This window comes from Blastococcus saxobsidens DD2 (genome assembly GCF_000284015.1).
GTDB classification, from domain to species: domain Bacteria; phylum Actinomycetota; class Actinomycetes; order Mycobacteriales; family Geodermatophilaceae; genus Blastococcus; species Blastococcus saxobsidens_A.
The window spans coordinates 51243-67047 of record NC_016943.1; the positions used below are offsets into that span (position 1 = coordinate 51243).

The 15805-nt window shown below is 72.3% G+C and carries 17 protein-coding genes; 13 read left to right on the forward strand and 4 right to left on the reverse strand.

Going from position 1 to position 15805, the window contains the following annotated elements:
* Positions 1-12: 12 nt before the first annotated feature.
* Positions 13-1200, reverse strand: coding sequence for an acyl-CoA dehydrogenase family protein (locus tag BLASA_RS00210; RefSeq protein ID WP_014373967.1), 1188 nt, complete (start codon positions 1198-1200; stop codon positions 13-15).
* A 73-nt stretch (positions 1201-1273) separates the two neighbouring features.
* Here BLASA_RS00210 and BLASA_RS00215 point away from each other — a divergent pair, with 73 nt between their 5' ends.
* The 3 genes from BLASA_RS00215 (at position 1274) to BLASA_RS00225 (ending at position 3266) form a co-directional block, all read left to right on the forward strand.
* Positions 1274-1738 (forward strand): GNAT family N-acetyltransferase, encoded by a 465-nt coding sequence (locus BLASA_RS00215; protein WP_014373968.1) that lies wholly within the window; start codon positions 1274-1276, stop codon positions 1736-1738.
* Between the two features lie 115 nt (positions 1739-1853).
* Positions 1854-2210 (forward strand): hypothetical protein, encoded by a 357-nt coding sequence (locus BLASA_RS00220; protein ID WP_014373969.1) that lies wholly within the window; start codon positions 1854-1856, stop codon positions 2208-2210.
* A 165-nt stretch (positions 2211-2375) separates the two neighbouring features.
* Positions 2376-3266, forward strand: coding sequence for a HipA domain-containing protein (locus tag BLASA_RS00225; protein WP_166486421.1), 891 nt, complete (start codon positions 2376-2378; stop codon positions 3264-3266).
* 818 nt (positions 3267-4084) lie between these two features.
* Here the strand turns inward: BLASA_RS00225 and BLASA_RS23870 are convergent.
* The gene (locus BLASA_RS23870; RefSeq protein ID WP_166486422.1) at positions 4085-4723 is read right to left on the reverse strand and encodes a ribonuclease D; all 639 of its coding nucleotides are present in this window, start codon (positions 4721-4723) and stop codon (positions 4085-4087) included.
* 250 nt (positions 4724-4973) lie between these two features.
* Between BLASA_RS23870 and BLASA_RS00230 the strand changes: the two genes are divergently transcribed.
* From BLASA_RS00230 to BLASA_RS00260, 7 genes are all read left to right on the forward strand, one after another.
* Positions 4974-5621: an RNA polymerase sigma factor gene (locus BLASA_RS00230; RefSeq protein WP_197536251.1), complete on the forward strand. Its 648-nt coding sequence runs from the start codon at positions 4974-4976 to the stop codon at positions 5619-5621.
* Positions 5618-6661, forward strand: coding sequence for a hypothetical protein (locus BLASA_RS23155; RefSeq protein ID WP_014373974.1), 1044 nt, complete (start codon positions 5618-5620; stop codon positions 6659-6661). The genes BLASA_RS00230 and BLASA_RS23155 overlap by 4 nt, the downstream gene beginning before the upstream one ends.
* Before the next feature lie 366 nt (positions 6662-7027).
* Positions 7028-7954 carry an aldose 1-epimerase family protein gene (locus BLASA_RS00240; protein WP_014373975.1) on the forward strand — a complete coding sequence of 309 codons (927 nt, stop codon included), beginning with the start codon at positions 7028-7030 and terminating at the stop codon, positions 7952-7954.
* 1 nt (position 7955) lies between these two features.
* Positions 7956-8684 carry an MOSC domain-containing protein gene (locus BLASA_RS00245; RefSeq protein WP_014373976.1) on the forward strand — a complete coding sequence of 243 codons (729 nt, stop codon included), beginning with the start codon at positions 7956-7958 and terminating at the stop codon, positions 8682-8684.
* 5 nt (positions 8685-8689) lie between these two features.
* Entirely contained in the window at positions 8690-8905 is a 216-nt protein-coding gene (locus BLASA_RS00250; protein ID WP_014373977.1) for an RNA-binding S4 domain-containing protein, read from the forward strand.
* 67 nt (positions 8906-8972) lie between these two features.
* Entirely contained in the window at positions 8973-10154 is a 1182-nt protein-coding gene (locus BLASA_RS00255) for a pyridoxal phosphate-dependent aminotransferase (protein WP_014373978.1), read from the forward strand.
* A complete protein-coding gene (locus BLASA_RS00260) occupies positions 10151-10936 on the forward strand; it encodes a nitrilase-related carbon-nitrogen hydrolase (protein ID WP_014373979.1) in 786 nt (261 codons plus the stop codon). The genes BLASA_RS00255 and BLASA_RS00260 overlap by 4 nt, the downstream gene beginning before the upstream one ends.
* Before the next feature lie 7 nt (positions 10937-10943).
* Here BLASA_RS00260 and BLASA_RS00265 read toward each other — a convergent pair whose 3' ends face one another.
* Entirely contained in the window at positions 10944-11786 is an 843-nt protein-coding gene (locus tag BLASA_RS00265; RefSeq protein ID WP_014373980.1) for a PRC and DUF2382 domain-containing protein, read from the reverse strand.
* Between the two features lie 93 nt (positions 11787-11879).
* Positions 11880-12842: an endonuclease/exonuclease/phosphatase family protein gene (locus BLASA_RS00270; protein WP_014373981.1), complete on the reverse strand. Its 963-nt coding sequence runs from the start codon at positions 12840-12842 to the stop codon at positions 11880-11882.
* A 63-nt stretch (positions 12843-12905) separates the two neighbouring features.
* Between BLASA_RS00270 and BLASA_RS00275 the strand changes: the two genes are divergently transcribed.
* From BLASA_RS00275 to BLASA_RS00285, 3 genes are all read left to right on the forward strand, one after another.
* Positions 12906-13532 (forward strand): CYTH domain-containing protein, encoded by a 627-nt coding sequence (locus BLASA_RS00275; RefSeq protein WP_014373982.1) that lies wholly within the window; start codon positions 12906-12908, stop codon positions 13530-13532.
* Between the two features lie 100 nt (positions 13533-13632).
* Positions 13633-14985 carry a metallophosphoesterase gene (locus BLASA_RS00280; protein WP_014373983.1) on the forward strand — a complete coding sequence of 451 codons (1353 nt, stop codon included), beginning with the start codon at positions 13633-13635 and terminating at the stop codon, positions 14983-14985.
* 78 nt (positions 14986-15063) lie between these two features.
* Positions 15064-15804 (forward strand): GntR family transcriptional regulator, encoded by a 741-nt coding sequence (locus tag BLASA_RS00285; protein ID WP_014373984.1) that lies wholly within the window; start codon positions 15064-15066, stop codon positions 15802-15804.
* The last annotated feature ends 1 nt before the right edge of the window (position 15805 follow it).

A 15805-nucleotide genomic window follows, 5' to 3' on the forward strand; every position in this document is an offset into this window, starting at 1 on the left:
GAAGCGAACGGGTCAGCCCGCGGGTGGCACGACCCCGGAGGTGAGGTGCCGGCCGATCACCATCCGCTGGATCTGGTTGGTGCCCTCGAAGATCTGCATGACCTTCGCCTCGCGCATGTAGCGCTCGGCCGGGTGGTCCCGGGTGTACCCGGCGCCACCGAGCACCTGGACGGCGTCGGTGGTGACCTTCATGGCGGCGTCGGTGGCCACGAGCTTGGCGATGCTGGCCTGCCGGGAGAACGGCTTGCCGGCGTCCTTGCGGCGGGCGGCGACCAGGTAGGTGGCGCGGGCGGACTCCACCGCGGCGGCCATGTCGGCCAGCAGGAAGGCCACCCCCTGGTGCTCGGCGATCGGGCGGCCGAAGGCCTCCCGCTCCACGGCGTACCGGACGGCGACGTCGAGGGCCGACTGCGCCAGCCCGACGGCGACGGCGCTGACGCCCAGCCGGCCGGAGTCCAGCGCGGCCAGCGCGATCGCCATGCCGCGACCGGGCTCGCCGACCAGCCGGTCGGCGGGGATCGGCACGTCGTCCAGCCGGATGGCCGACGTCGTGGAGCCGGTGAGGCCCATCTTCTCCTCCGGTCTCGCGGCGCTGAATCCGGGCAGGTCGGGGGTGAGGTGGAAGCAGCTGATGCTCTGTCCCCTCCCACCACCTGCCCCCGCAGCCCCGTCGGCCGGCGTGCGCAGGAACGTGGAGTAGAAGTCCGCGTGCCCGCCGTGGGTCACCCACGCCTTCTCACCGCGGGCGACCCAGCCGTCGTCCGTGGCGGTGGCGGTGGCACGCATGGCGGCGACGTCGGAGCCGGCGTGCGCCTCCGACAGCGAGTACGCGCCGACCAGGTTGCCGCCGACCATCTCGGGAAGGAGGTCGCGGCGCTGGGCCTCGGTGCCGAAGTTCGCGATGGGGGAGCAGGACAGGGTGTGCACGCTGATGCCGAGCGCGACGCTGGCCCACCGGGCGGCGAGCTCCTCGACCACCTGCAGGTAGACCTCGTACGGCTGGCCCCCGCCGCCCACCTCCTCGGGGAAGGGCAGGCCCATCAGGCCGGCGTCGCCCAGCAGGCGGAACACCTCCCGGGGGAAGCGCTCCTCGCGCTCGTACTCCGCTGCCTTCGGGGCGAGTTCGGCATCGGCGATCTCGCGGACGAGGGCCAGCAGATCGGCGGCCTCGGGGCTGGGCAGTTCGCGGTCGACCGGCACGGTGCTCCTTCGGTGGGGTGCTCAGCGGACGGTACCGCCGGGAGGCCGGGCCGGTCTTGCGAGGATCCGGCTCGTGATCATCGAGGCGGCTGCCTGGGACGACCCGGACGTCCAGCGGCTCAGCACCGACCAGCAGACCGAGATCCGCGCGCGCTACGGCGGCAAGGAGGAGCCCGGCCGGCCGCCCTCGGCCGCGGACATCAGCGCGACCCTCCTGCTGCGGGACGATGACGGGACGGCGGTCGGCTGCGGCGCCCTCCGCGACCTGGGGGACGGCGTGGCCGAGGTGAAGCGCATGTACGTGGCACCTGCCGCCCGGGGGCGGGGCCTGGCGAAGATGGTGCTGACCGGCCTGGAGGACGCCGCCCGTGCCCGGGGGTGGACCACGCTCCGGCTGGAGACTGGTCCGCTGCAGCCGGAGGCGGCCGGGCTGTACTCCGGCGCGGGCTACCGGCGGACCGGCCCGTTCGGGACCTACGGGGAGGACCCGGACGCCGCCGGCTCGCTGTTCTTCGAGAAGGACCTCGACAGGGCCTGATCCCGGCGGTGACCGGACGGAGCCGGTCAGCGGTGCGGGTGTGTGAGGGTGTGCACGACGTCATCGCCGCGGCCGGACCGGTACCGCTCCCGTCCGCACCCGGAAAGGGAACCCCATGCGTATCCGGAAGCTCGCCCTGGTCGCCGCCGCGGCCGCCCCGCCGTTCGGCCTGACCGCCTGCGGTGGCGCCGGCGTGGACGACTTCTGCGCGCAGTACGAGGCCATCGACCAGATCCAGGAGGCCGACGTCGACCAGGCCAAGGCCGAGCTGGAGGAACTGGCCGAGAACGTTCCGGACGAGGCCGGCGACGACGTCCAGGAAGCCGCCGACCTCATGGCCGAGACCTTTCCGTCCGACGGCGACCTCGACGCCGCCATCGGCAGCGGCGCGCTGACCGAGGAGGACGCGCAGGAGTTCCTCGCCGCCGTCGAGACCGTCACCACCTACGGCACCGAGAACTGCGAGAGCTAAAGTCGTGCGGCGGCGCCCCTGCTGACGAACCTGCGATCGCTGCTTCGGACGCTGAGGACACGGGCCCACGGGTTGCCTGCAGGCGAGCGCCCTAGAATGGAGAGTCGGTCCCGTTTACGGCCACGACCCCACTACTGTCGGGTTGTGGCCCTGCCCAGTTTCCCGGTGCTCGACGTCACGGACTGGCGCGTTGCAGCTGAGGAGCCGGCAGGCGCCGATGAGAAGCTCTGGCTCGCCCACCCGACCAGCGACGAGCGCTGGCTCTTCAAGCCGATCACCATAAAGGGGTCGGTGGTTCACGGCGAGGACTGGGCCGAGAAGGCAGCTAGCGAGCTTGCGTGTGCGCTGGGCTTACCCTGCGCGCAGATTGAGGTAGCCGTTCGCGGCAGTCAGCAAGGCGCCGTGTCGCGAAACTTGCGCCCTGCTGGCTATGACATGCACAACGGTGCCGTCTTGCTTAGTGGTCTCATCGATGGCTACATACCTGGCGCCCACAATCCCACCGGCCGCCCGGGGCACAGCCTGGAAAATATCCAGACTGTGCTTCGGGACGCGCTTCCGCCGCCTAATGCTCAGCTCCCGAGCGAGCTGTCGGCCTTCGACACGTTCGCAGGCATGCTGGTGCTCGACGCGTGGATCGCAAACCGTGACAGACACGATGAGAACTGGTCGGTTCTCCACCCGCACCAACCCGACGAGCCGATCCGACTCTGCGGCGCCTACGACCAGGCTGGTTGCCTCGGGTTCAACGTTCCAGATCCGAAGCGCCAGCAGATGTTGGAGGCTGGTGGAGTTGCAGCCTGGGCCTCTAGGGGCACCGCTTGGCGCTTCGAGCACAGCGGCAAGCCGCCCAGCTTGGTAAGCCTTGCGGCGCGTGCGCTCGAGCTGGCGTCGCCAGTGTCGCGCGCACATTGGATCGAAGCGCTGCTCACTGTGACAGACGACACAGTCATGGAGATCCTCCACCGTCTCCCGGTTTTGTCGGACCCCGCGCGTAGCTTCGCGTCTGAGGTCTTGAAGATCAACAAGGAAAGGTTGCTGCATGAGTGCCACTGAGACGGCTCCGCGTGGCGCAGAGCGCGCGGACGGGCCGGTCGTTCGTCGGCTCGCCGTCACCTGGCAGCACCCTGAGACACGCCAGATTTCCCCGGTGGCGCTGCTTGAGTTTGATGGATCACGTTATCACTTCAACTATATCCGCAACGCTGAATCGGTTGACGGATTCCGACCCCTCCTTGGCTTCCCTGAACTTCGGCGTACGTATGAGTCGGATCATCTTTTCCCTCTTTTCGCGCAGAGAGTGATGGATACGCGGCGCCCTGATCATGATCGCTATGTCCAGCGTTTGGGCTTATCGGCAGATGCGACGCCTTGGGAACAGATGGCGCGCTCGGGCGGCGGGCGAGAGGGTGACGTGCTCCAGCTCTTTCCGGAGCCGGAAACGCTTTCTTCAGGGGAACTGACGTGTAGCTTCCTTGTGCACGGTGTGCGACACGTTCCAAGTCGTTCACTGATCCTCCATGGAGTCACAAGCGACGTGACGCGTGAAGACCTTGAACGCCGCCTCATGTTGTTGAGTAGAGGTCAGCGCCTTCGGCTCATCAGTGAGCCGCAGAATCCGGTTAACCCATCTGCCGTGATCACGGCTATGGAGGATGGCTTCCCCTTGGGGTGGGTACCGGATCTATTTCTGAACGATCTTCATGCCATGACGTCAGATCCCGAGTCTGCGGACGTTGTCGTAGAGCACGTCAACGGCCCAGAAGCCCCGCCTCACCTCCGGCTCCTTGTGCGTCTTACGGCCGTCCCGCGGCCCATGTACCGCCCGTTTTCAGGGGACTCATGGGAGCCTCTGTCGTCCAGAGCGTGAGCTGTCAGTAGGAGAAGATATCCGGAAAGCCGCCGGTCTCTAGGCGGGCGTGTGATGGCAAGAAGCTGCAGCACTCGTGGTAGAGATCTAGCCTGCCACGCTGTTCCAGCAGGTGAGTCAGATTGCCTAGAAGGGGAAGTAAAAAGCGAACGTCATTGGCGGCATACTCGATCTGTTCGGCGGTCAACTCTGAAGACATCCAATCACTGGTCCTTACGGACCCCTTTGCGACTGCCACGCCTAGTTGGGTGCGCAATAAAGACGCCAAGCTATGGTCACTGGATGGCGCCTCTGGAAAGGCGAGTTTGGACGCTACTTTCGTGCAGCGGACATTTCTGGTGGTGATTGACCAATCCGCTTGTAAAAAGCCAAGGTCGAACGGGGCGTGATGAAACACCTTCACGACGCTCGGCCTCTGCATCAAGGCTGCAAGTAGGTCTGGAGGGCGGCTCGACGCCTGCAGAATAACGGTGCCTGTCGAGGGTGAAAACAGCTGGATGGTCCCAATTCTTTCAACGCGCCAGTCGAGGCCCGATGTTTCGAGATCGCATGCAATCATAGGCTGATCAGCGAGCGCCCGGAACAACGAATCAGAGAGATCACCTGAAACGACGTGGGGGGCGGAGTCTGCTTCTATAGACACCGCATGCCTCCAGGGTGAAGTAGTTACCCAGCTTCCTCGTCGGTGCAGTCTAGGAAGCTGGGCAAAAGCGCCGCTGACCGCAGTGAAGGTCGGGGCTCAGGCTAGAGCATCTGGTTCCGGCGGACGTGTCTTGCACAGCTCCGTGTGGAAGGCGGGCCAGTGCAAGGTTCGCCCCGGTGAACCGGATCCGCCGCTCCGGACATCTCAGGGTGTGACGACTTCACCCCTCGCGGCCGGATCATCACCAGCCGTGACTCCGACGGCGATGCACCGGGCGGCCGGGCCACCGGCCGAGCCCCCGCGGCTGCGCGCCCTCCCCGATGCGCTGCCCAGCGACGCCGAGCTGATCGCCCGGTCGGTCGACGACCCGGCGGAGTTCGCCCCGCTGTTCGACCGGCACGCCACCACGGTCCACCGGTATCTCGGGCGCCGCGTGGGTGAACTGGCCGACGACCTGCTCAGCGAGACCTTCCTGATCGCCTTCCGGCGGCGCGCGGCCTACCGGCCCGAGCACGTCCAGGTGCGGCCCTGGCTGCTGGGCATCGCGACCAACGTCGTCCACGGGCACGTCCGCACCGAGCAGCGCCGGTACCAGGCCCTCGCCCGGGCCGCCGCCGAGCCCGAGCGGCACGGCGCGGACCCGGGCGACTCCGCCGACCGGCTGGACGCCCAGGCGCTGCGCGGGCCGCTGGCCGCCGCGCTCGCCGGCCTGAAACCCCGGGACCGCGACGCCCTCCTGCTGCTGGCCTGGGGCCAGCTCGGTTACGAGGAGATCGCCGCCGTCCTGGACGTCCCCGTCGGGACGGTCCGCTCCCGGCTGCACCGCGCCCGCCGCCAGACCCGCGCCGCCCTCGGCGGCATCTCCCCCGACGACCCGACCTCCGAGGTGGACCGATGAACGACCTCGCCCTGCTCCGCGAGGCGGGCCCCGAGGCGCCGCCGCTGTCCGCCGCCGCCCGGCGGTCCGCCCGGGCCTCGCTGCTGGCCGAGATCGAGGGCCCGGCCTCCCGGCGCTCCCGGGTCCCCAGCCGGAAGGTCTCGTTCCGCCTCGGCCTGGCCGCCGTCACCGCGGCGGCCGCCTGGGCCGCAGCCGTGGTCATCGCCGCGCCCGACGGCCCCGGGACGCCGGCCGACAGCGTCACCCTCGTCGACTTCCAGACGCCGACGTTCCCACTGTCGCTCGATCCGGCTCCCGCCGGGATGGCGCCGGGGTTCAGCGGTGACGGCGAGTCCGCCGGCTTCGCGGAGTACGACTCGGCGGACGGCGACGACAGGTTCACCGTGGGGATCCACGAGGACGAGCCCGACTGGCTGGAGGACGCCTACGCGCACGTCGACGTCAGCGGACGTGACGAGGTGACGGTCGACGGGGTGGCGGCCGACCTCGTCCGGGGGGTGCGCGAGCTGTACTGCGAGGACGGCCTGACCGTCTGCGAGCGCGAGCGGTTCGCCGAACTCGTCTGGGAACGAGCGGAGGACCAGTGGGTGGTGATGTCGGGGGAGGGCCGGTACAGCCGGACCTCGGAGCTGGTGGCCGTCGCCGAGTCCTTGGTCGACCGGCCGCAGCGGGCCACGCTCACCGCCGAACTCGCCCCGGCCGGCTGGTCGGTGCAGTTCTTCAAGATGGGCCGCGTCCTCACCCTGGTCAACGATGCCTACGAGCAGCAGACGGTCACGGTGCACGTGCCGCTGCCCGAGGACGTTCCCCCGCTGGAGCAGGTGCGGGAGAACCTCATGGGCCCCGTGGGTCCGCAGCTCGACGTGACGGTGCAGGGCCGGCCGGCGGCGCTGGTGCGGGTCGACAGCGGGCCGAGGGACCGCGGCTGGTACCTCCAGGGGCAGTTCGAGGACGGCACCACCTTCACCCTCCAGGTGCCCGATGCGTTCACGCAGGAGCAGGTCGTGGAGTTCGCGGAGCAGGTGACCTACCACCCCTGACGGGCCGCGATCCGGGCATGCGGGGGACCGGGCGGGCGTCGTTCCGCCCGGCCCCCTGCATGGTCCTCCGACGTCATCCCGGTCCCGGTGGCGCCGGGCCGGCGCGGACGCTCACCGGTCGAAGTCGGCGGGATCGAGCGCGGCGAGCTGGTCGAGCACCGACCGCCAGGACGACACCGCCGACCGCCTCCTTCCCCACATCCGATCGAGCACCTGTACGCACCATAGGCGCCGGCGATGACAGAAACCGCAGGTCAACGGCCCTGTGGACGGATCTGCGGTATGCACAGCCGATCCGGTCGGCCAGGGGGATACGTGCTACGACCAGGACGTGAGCCGGTGCCCCGGGTGTGGTGGAGTGGCGCCATGCCACCGTCGTCCGCCCCCTGGCCCGCCACCACGCCCAGTGACGTCGAGCTGACCGCCGGCGACGCGCGGCTGGCCGTGGACCTCCGCGGCGGGACGCTGCGCCGGCTCGCGGTCGGGAACTGGGAGGTCCTGGACGGCTACGCCCCCGGCACCGTCGCCCCCGGCTGGCGCGGCGCTGTCCTGGTGCCCTGGCCCAACCGCCTCCGGCACGGCCGGTGGTCGTGGGAGGGCGAGGAGTTCCAGCTGGAGGTCCAGTCACCGGTGGAGCCGCACGCCATCCACGGGCTGGTGGCCTGGCAGCCATGGTCGGTACTGGCGGAAGCGGACCGGTCCGTCACGGTCGGGACGACGATCGAGCCGCACGCGGGCTACCCGTTCCGGCTCGCCGCCGCGGTCGACCACGTGCTGAGCGACGACCGGCTGACCAGCACCCTTCGGGTGCGGAACGCCGGCGACCGGCCGGCGCCCTTCGGCGCCGGTTTCCACCCCTACCTCTCCGTCGGCGCGACGGCCGACGGCGGTATCGGCGACGCCGAGCTGGCGCTGCCCGCCCGCACCGAGCTGGTCCTCGACGGCGGGATGCCGACGGGGGAGCGCCGGCCCTTCGACGGCGCGGTGGGCCGGATCGGCGACCGGGCGCTGGACACCCCGCTCACCGACCTCGCCCGCGACGCCGAGGGCTGGGCGAACGTCCGGCTCAGCGGCAGCGCCGGCGAGCTGGTGATCTCGGTCGACGCCGCGTGGCCGTGGCTGCAGATCTACACCGGCGACACCCTGCCGGCCGGCCAGTGGCGGCGCAGCCTCGCTGTCGAACCGATGACCTGCCCGCCGAACGCGCTCGCCGACGGCGCCGACCTGCTGGTCCTCGAACCGGGCCAGGAGTGGACCGGCAGCTGGTCCCTGGCCTGGAACCCGGCGGCCTGACGTGCAGGTCATCGAGCTGTGGCGGTACCCGGTGAAGTCGCTGCAGGGTGAGCGGCTGACCGAGGCGCAGATGGGTGTCCTCGGCACCGTCGGCGACCGTCGCTGGGCGCTCTTCGATCGTGGCACCGGCCTGGGCCTCACCGCCCGCCGGGTGCCCGAGCTGCTGTTCGGCGCGGCCCGGGTGCGCCCGGACGGCGGCGTCGAGGTCGTGCTCCCCGACGGCACGGTCACCGCCGACGAGGACGTGCTGTCCGACTGGCTGGGCCGCCGGGTGGAGCTCCGCGAGGCGACCGCCGACGGTGCGGCGCCCAGCTACGAGACGCCGGCCGACGAGGAGGTGCCGGACCCCACCGAGTGGCTGCAGTGGGAGGGTGCGCCCGGTCCGTTCCACGACAGCCCCCGGATCCGGCTGTCCCTGGTCTCGACCGGGACGATCGGCACCTGGGACCGCCGCCGGTTCCGGGCCAACGTCGTCCTGGACGGCGCCGGCGAGGAGGAGCTCCGGGGACAGGAGGCGGACCTGGGCGGGGTCAGGCTGCGGCTCGGCGTCGGCATCCCGCGATGCGTCATGACCACCCGTCCGCAGCCGGGCGGGATCGGCCGGGACACCTCGGTGCTCAAGACGATCCACCGCGAGCGGGACGGGCTGCTGGCCGTGCGCGCCGCCGTGCTCGATCCCGGTGTCGTCCGGGTCGGCGACGAGCTCCTCCCCGACGGACGGGCAGACTGATCGGCGTGCGCACCATCGACCTGCGTCCCGGCGAGGACAGCATCCGGCTCGGCCAGCTGCTCAAGCTCGTCGACGCCGTCCCCACCGGCGCCCAGGTCAAGGACGTGCTCGTGTCGGGCGCCGTCACCGTCAACGGTGAGCCGGAGGAGCGGCGGGGCCGGCAGCTGCGCTCCGGTGACGTGGTGGCCATCGGGGGGTACGACGACGTCCGGATCGGCTAGCCCGAGGAGCTCACGACTCGGCAGTGACAGAGCGGTTCCACGTGGAACCGCCGGGCAGGAGAGCCGCATGCGCGCACCGCTGGCATCCCGGCTCCGGGGCTTCGGGACGACGGTCTTCGCCGAGATGAGCGCGCTCGCCGTGGAGACCGGCTCGCTCAACCTCGGTCAGGGCTTCCCCGACTACCCCGGCCCGCCGGAGGTGCTCGACATCGCCCGGGCCGCCATCGGCACCGGCGCCGACCAGTACCCGCCCGGCCCCGGCATCCCGGAGCTGCGCACCGCCGTCGCCGAGCACCAGCAGCGGTTCCAGGAGCTCGGCTACGACCCCGGCACCGAGGTGCTGGTCACCGCCGGGGCCACCGAGGCGCTCGCCGCCGCCATGCTGGCGCTGCTCGAGCCCGGCGACGAGGTCGTCCTCTTCGAACCGATCTACGACAGCTACAGCGCGTCGGTGGCCATGGCCGGTGGCGTGGTGCAGCCCGTCCCGTTGCACCCGCCGGCGGACGGCGAGGGTGCCTGGACCTTCGACGAGGCCGAGCTGCGCGCCGCCGTCACCCCGCGCACGCGGGTGCTGCTGGTCAACTCCCCGCACAACCCCACCGGCACGGTCCTGGCCGCGGCCGAGCTGGCGGTGCTCGCCGAGCTGGCGACGGCGCACGACCTGACCGTCCTCACCGACGAGGTCTACGAGCACCTGGTGTTCGACGGCGCCCGGCACGTCTCGCTCGCCACGCTGCCGGGCATGCGCGAGCGCACGCTCGTCGTCTCCAGCGCGGGCAAGACCTTCAACGTCACCGGCTGGAAGATCGGCTGGGTCTGCGGGCCGGCGCCGCTCGTGGCCGCCGTCCGCACCGCGAAGCAGTTCCTCACCTACGTCAACGGCGGCCCGTTCCAGCCGGCGGTGGCGGACGGGCTGCGGCTGCCCGACGGCTACTTCGCCGGGATCGCCCGGGACCTGCAGTACCGGCGCGACGTCCTGGTCGCCGGGCTGCGGGAGGCCGGGCTGCCGGTGGTCAGCCCGCAGGCCACCTACTTCGCCACGGTCGACGTCCGCGGGGTGCAGCCGGACGGCGACGGCCTGGCGTTCTGCCGGGAGCTGCCGCGCCGTGCGGGGCTCGTGGCCATCCCGACCGTGGTCTTCTACACCCAGGAACACGCCGCCCTGGGGCGGCACCTGGTGCGGTTCGCGTTCTGCAAGAGCGATGCGGTGCTCGCCGAGGCGGTCGAGCGGCTGAGGAGGCTGGCATGAAGGTTGCGGCGGTGCAGCACGACATCGTGTGGGAGGACCGGGAAGCCAACTTCCGCCGGCTCGCCCCCCAGGTGGGGCGGGCGGCGGCAGCGGGCGCGGAGCTGGTGCTGCTCACCGAGACCTTCTCCACCGGGTTCTCCATGACCCCGGGGATCGGTGAGCCCGAGGACGGGCCGTCGGCGGGGTTCCTCGCCACCCAGGCCGCCGAGCACGGCGTCTGGGTCGGCGGCAGCTGCCCGGAGATCGCGCCGGGCGGCGGGGGGGAGGACGGGGGCAAGGCAGGGCTTCCGTACAACTCGTTCGTCCTGGCCGGCCCGGAGGGGACGACGCACCGCTACCGCAAGCTGCACCCGTTCACCCACGGCGGCGAGCACGAGCGCTTCCGCGCGGGCGAGGGGCCGGTCACCGTGGAGATCGGCGGCCTGCGGGTGACCCCGTTCGTCTGCTACGACCTGCGCTTCGCCGACGTCTTCTGGCACGCGGCCCCGGACACCGACCTCTACGTCGTGGTGGCGAACTGGCCGGCTGCCCGCCGGCTGCACTGGCAGACGTTGCTGCAGGCCCGGGCCATCGAGAACCAGGCCTACGTGGTCGGCTGCAACCGGGTGGGCACGGCCGGGGACGGCACGGAGCACACCGGTGACAGCCGGATCGTCAGCCCGATGGGGGAGCTGCTGGCCACCGCTGCCGGCACCGAGACGCTCGTGCTGGCCGACGTCGACGCCGCCGAGGTGGCGGCCACCCGCGACCGGCTGAGATTCCTGCCCGACCGGCGCGGCTGACCGTCCGTCAGCGGCCCGCCACGCCGCTCTCGTCGACGGTGATCTGCTCGCGCTCCACCTGCTCGGTCACCGTCTCCTGGCCCTGGACGATCTCGGTCCGCACCCGCACCCGCTCGACGGGCACCACCTCGACGGTGATGACCGGCCGCTCGCTGTGCAGGACGATCTCGCCGGGCAGCCCGCCGCTGGCCGCGTCCGCGGCGACGAGCGACTCGCCGCCGACCGCGTCCCCGGCCGGGTCGGCGTCCCCGAGCGGTATCTCCTCGAGGCGGACCTCCTCGCGCCGGATCGGCACGGTCACCTGCATCTCCTCGGTGACCACGTACTTCACCAGCCGCACCCGTCGGGCGATCACCCGCTCGGTGCCCACGCGCAGCCGCTCCTCGCTGCGGGTCATGGCGCCGTCGGTCTCGCCCGCCGTGGCGGTGCCGGCCGCCGGGGGCGGGACCGGGGCCACCGCCGGCACGGCGACGGTGTCGGTAGGGCCGGCCAGCGGCGCGTCGGCGACCGGCGCCGTGGTGTCCGCGTCCGCACGGCCGCCGTCCGTGATGCCGTAGTGCCGGCGCAGCTCCGCCTCCTCCCCGGGCTCGAGGTGGTTGCCGCTCATCGCCGGGGCGCTCTTGACCGCCTCCGCGCTTACCGGCAGGCGCAGCGCACCGTCGTCCCAGGTCGCCTCCGCGGCCGGCACGACCGAGTGCCGGGTGCCGAAGAGGCCGGTGGTCACCGCGACCCACGTGGGTTCACCGGTCCGGTCGTCGACGAAAAAACTCTCGACGGTGCCCAGCTTGTCGCCACCGTCGCCGTAGGCGGTGCTGCCGATCGCGGCGGCCACCTCGCGCTCGCTCAACATGGGTCGGCTCCCCTCCGTGGGGCACACGCCGGTGCGCGCCCCTCCTCCCTGGCTGCCCAGCCGGGTGGCCGGACGAACATCGCCGCCGCAGCGTCAGTGCGCGGGCAGCGCCAGATCGACGACGAGGGCGCGGTGGTCGCTGCCGGCGACCGGCACGTGCGCGCAGCCGGCGACGGCGACGCGCGGGTCCACGAGGACGTGGTCGAGGGTCAGCCGGGGGAACCGCAGCCGGAGCGGGCGCCAGGTCCACACCCGCCCCCGCCCGACCGCCTGCGCCGCGTCGACGTAGCCGCGGGCCAGGACGGCCCGGAGCGCGGCGTGGTCGGGAGTGGCGTTGAAGTCGCCGGCCAGCACCCGGAGCGCATCGGGCGTGGGGGAGGGGAGCGCGGCGAGGTCCGCCGTCCAGCTCCGGACGGCGGCGGGCGAGGTGGCCGGCGGGCGGGTGTGCACCGCCGTCACCTCGAGGTCGGGGCTCCCGGCGACGGGCAGCCGGACGGTGGGCTGCTCGAAGCCGCCGGGCACCGCGCCGCGCGCGGCCACGGGCCACCGGCTCCAGACGGCGCCCGAGGCGGAGACGACGCTGCCCCGCCGTGCCGGGACGGCGTGGGAGTGGGGGAGCTCCCGGTGCAGGCCGGCGCCGGTCAGGCGCCGTTCCGCGTCGGGCGTGAGTTCCTGCACGACCAGGACGTCGACGGCATGCCGGCGGACGAGCTCGAGGACGGGCTCGGCCGGGACGAGTCCCAGCCGCAGGCTCACCGTGGCGACCCGCACCCTCGCGCCCTCGGGCGGGACAGCTCCCGCCCGTCTGCGTGAGGACAGCACCGCGGCGCCCAGGGCCGCGCCGGCGCCGGCGGCCAGGAGCGCGCCGGTGCGCGACCCGCTGCGGACGGCCGCGGTCAGCGGGACGACCGCGGTGAGCGCTGCGTAGGGCGTGAACGCCAGCGCCGGCACCAGCGGGAAGCCGCGCTCGGTCCCGGTTCCGCGCACCAGCGCCCACACCGCCCAGGGCAGGGCCATCGCCGGGGTCCACCGGCGGTCGGGGCGCTTCGAGGCCATGGCGGTCAACGTAGCCAGCGGGCGGGGGAGCTGCTGGCCGGTGTGGTGTCCTACGGTCGGCCCGTGGTTTCCGAGCAGCTCGAGATCGAGCGGAAGTTCGACGTCGACGCGGCGTTCGTACCGCCCCCGCTCGACGGCGTCCCAGGTGTCGCCGCCGTCGACCCCCCGGTGACGCACGAGCTGGCAGCGGTCTACCACGACACGGCCGACCTCCGGCTGGTCCGCGGCCGGGTCACGCTGCGCCGGCGCACCGGGGGGCCGGACGAGGGCTGGCACCTGAAGCTGCCCGCCGGTACGGCGCGCCGTGAGCTGCACCTGCCGCTGGACCGCGGTCTGGGCACCGCACCTCCCGAGCTGCTGGAGATGGTGGCCGACCTGCTGCAGGGGGAGCGTCCGGCGCCGGTGGTCGTGCTCCGGACCCGTCGGGTGGTCACCGCGCTGCGGGACGCGTCCGGCCGGGTGCTGGCCGAGTTGGCCGACGACACGGTGACGGCGACCGTGGCGGCGGGGGGCCAGGACGAGGCGCCGGAGGTGCGGTCCTGGCGGGAGGTCGAGGTGGAGCTGGTCGACGGCGACGAGCCGCTGCTGAGCGCCGTCGGCGACGCGCTGGTGGCCGCCGGTGCCCAGCCGTCGCCACGGGCCTCCAAGGTGGCCTTCGCGCTCTCCTCCCGGCTGGGCGGCGCGGGCTGACCCGGCCTCCGGGAACGCCGCGCCGTTCCTGATCGTCCACCCTCTGCGCCCGGTGCACCCGCACCCGCGTCACCGCACCCTGGAGCCCCGGAGGCCGTTGTTGTCCGTCATCGGCCTGCTGGGTTTCGGGACCGTGGTCCTCCTGGCCGTCGGGTTGCTGCACGCCTACCTCTGGTTCCGGCTGGTCAGGAGCACCACCGGGCCCGGCCGGCTGCGCCGCCGGCTGACCGCGCTCACCGTGGTGCTGGCCGTGCTGCCGGTCGCGGCGGTGCTCTCCCGCGGGGCGCTCTCGATCGACGCCGCCTCCCCGTTGAGCTGGATCGGCTACAGCTGGCTGGGTATCGCCCTCTACGCCGTCCTGGCGCTGGTCGTCCTGGAGCCCGTGCGCTGGGCGGGCAACCGGTGGATCACGAAGAACACCTCCGGAACGGTCGTCCCGAGTGGGCCCCGGAGGGGTCCGGGCAGGGACGACGAAGCGGCTCAGCGTGAGTCGGGGACGGCAGTTGATCGCAATGCCGTCCGGCAGCACGGCGATGTGCAGAGCGCCGTCCGGGAGGACGGTGGTGTCGCAACCGATGTGCACAGCGAGGACGGGGACCCCGCGGCCATCGACCGGCGGCGCTTCCTCGCCCGGGGTCTGGCGGTGACGGCCGGCGCGGTGGCGCTCGGCACTGCCGGCACCGGCGCCTACTTCGCCAACGCCGCACCGGTGGTGCGCCGGGTGCCGGTGGCGCTGCCCGGGCTGGACCCGGCCCTCGACGGGCTGCGGATCGTCACCTTCTCCGATGGTCACCTCTCGGCCACGTACGGCGGCCGGCGGTTCGAGCGGCTGGTGGAGATCGTCAAAGAGCAGCGCCCCGACGTCGTGGCGATCGTCGGGGACCTGGTCGACGGGAACGTCGACGAGCTGCGAGAGGACGTGGCGCCGCTGGCCGACCTGGTCAGCGAGCAGGGCGTCTACTTCGTCACCGGCAACCACGAGTACTTCGTGGACACCCGGGCCTGGATGCGGCACCTGCCGACCCTCGGCGTGGACGTGCTGCGCAACGAACGGGTGGCGATCGGCCGCGGTGGCGCGACCTTCGACCTCGCCGGCATCGACGACCGCACGGCCGCGCGCTCCGGCCTCCCCGGTCACGGCGCCGACCTCGACGCCGCGCTGGACGGACGCGACGACTCGACGCCGGTCGTCCTGCTCGCGCACCAGCCGGTGATGGTGGAGCAGGCCGCTGCGGCGGGCGTGGACCTCCAGCTGTCCGGGCACACGCACGGCGGTCAGCTGTGGCCCTTCGACTACGCCATCCGGTTGGACCAGCCGACGGTGGAGGGCCTCTCCCGACACGGCGACACCCAGCTGTACGTCACGTCGGGAGCCGGGTACTGGGGCCCGCCGATGCGGATCGGGGCGCGTCCGGAGGTCACCGTGGTGGAACTGCGGGCGCCCCGCACGTGAGCTGTCCCAGCCCCTCCGGATGTGACGTCTCATACGACATGACGACCAGACGTCTGCTCTGGCAGTACCTTTGACCGCGTGGTGAGCCCCGTCTCCGGACCGAAGTACCTGTCGGTCCGCGAGAATCTGCGGCGCCGGGTCGCCGCGCTGCCCGAGATGACCCTGCTGCCACCGGAGCCCGTGCTGTGCGCCGAGTACGGCGTCAGCCGGATCACGCTGCGACGGGCGGTGGACGGCCTGGTCGCCGACGGGCACCTCGTGCGGGAGCAGGGTCGGGGCACGTACGTGACCCGACCGGCGATCCGGCACGAGTACCGCGAGAGCTTCGTGCACCGGATCGCGGGGTTCAACTCGGTCATGACCGAGCAGGGCGCCCAGGTCGGGACGACGGTCCTCACCCAGCGGATCGTGCCGGCGCCGGCCGCGGTCGGGACCGAGCTCACGCTGGATTCCGCGGCCGACGTCGTCGAGCTGGTCCGGCTGCGCAGCGTCGACGGTGCGCCGAACCACGTCGCGCACAGCTTCCTGCCCGCGAAGCTCTACCCCGCGGCCGCGGTGGAAGACTTCCGCCAGGGCTCCCTGTACGACTACCTGCGGCGGGAGTACGGCGCCGATCTGGCGCACGGGCGCATCGTCGTCGACGTCGGCACCGCCGCGCCCGAGGAGGCCGAGCTGCTCCGGGTGGTGGCCGGTTCCCCCCTGCTGGTGGTGCGCACCACCGTCCGCGACGGTGGCGGCCGCCCGCTGGTGCACAGCTTCTCCCGGTTGCGGCCGGACGTCAGCCAGGTGGAGTTCGAGGTGTCGGTGGGAGGACGCTGAG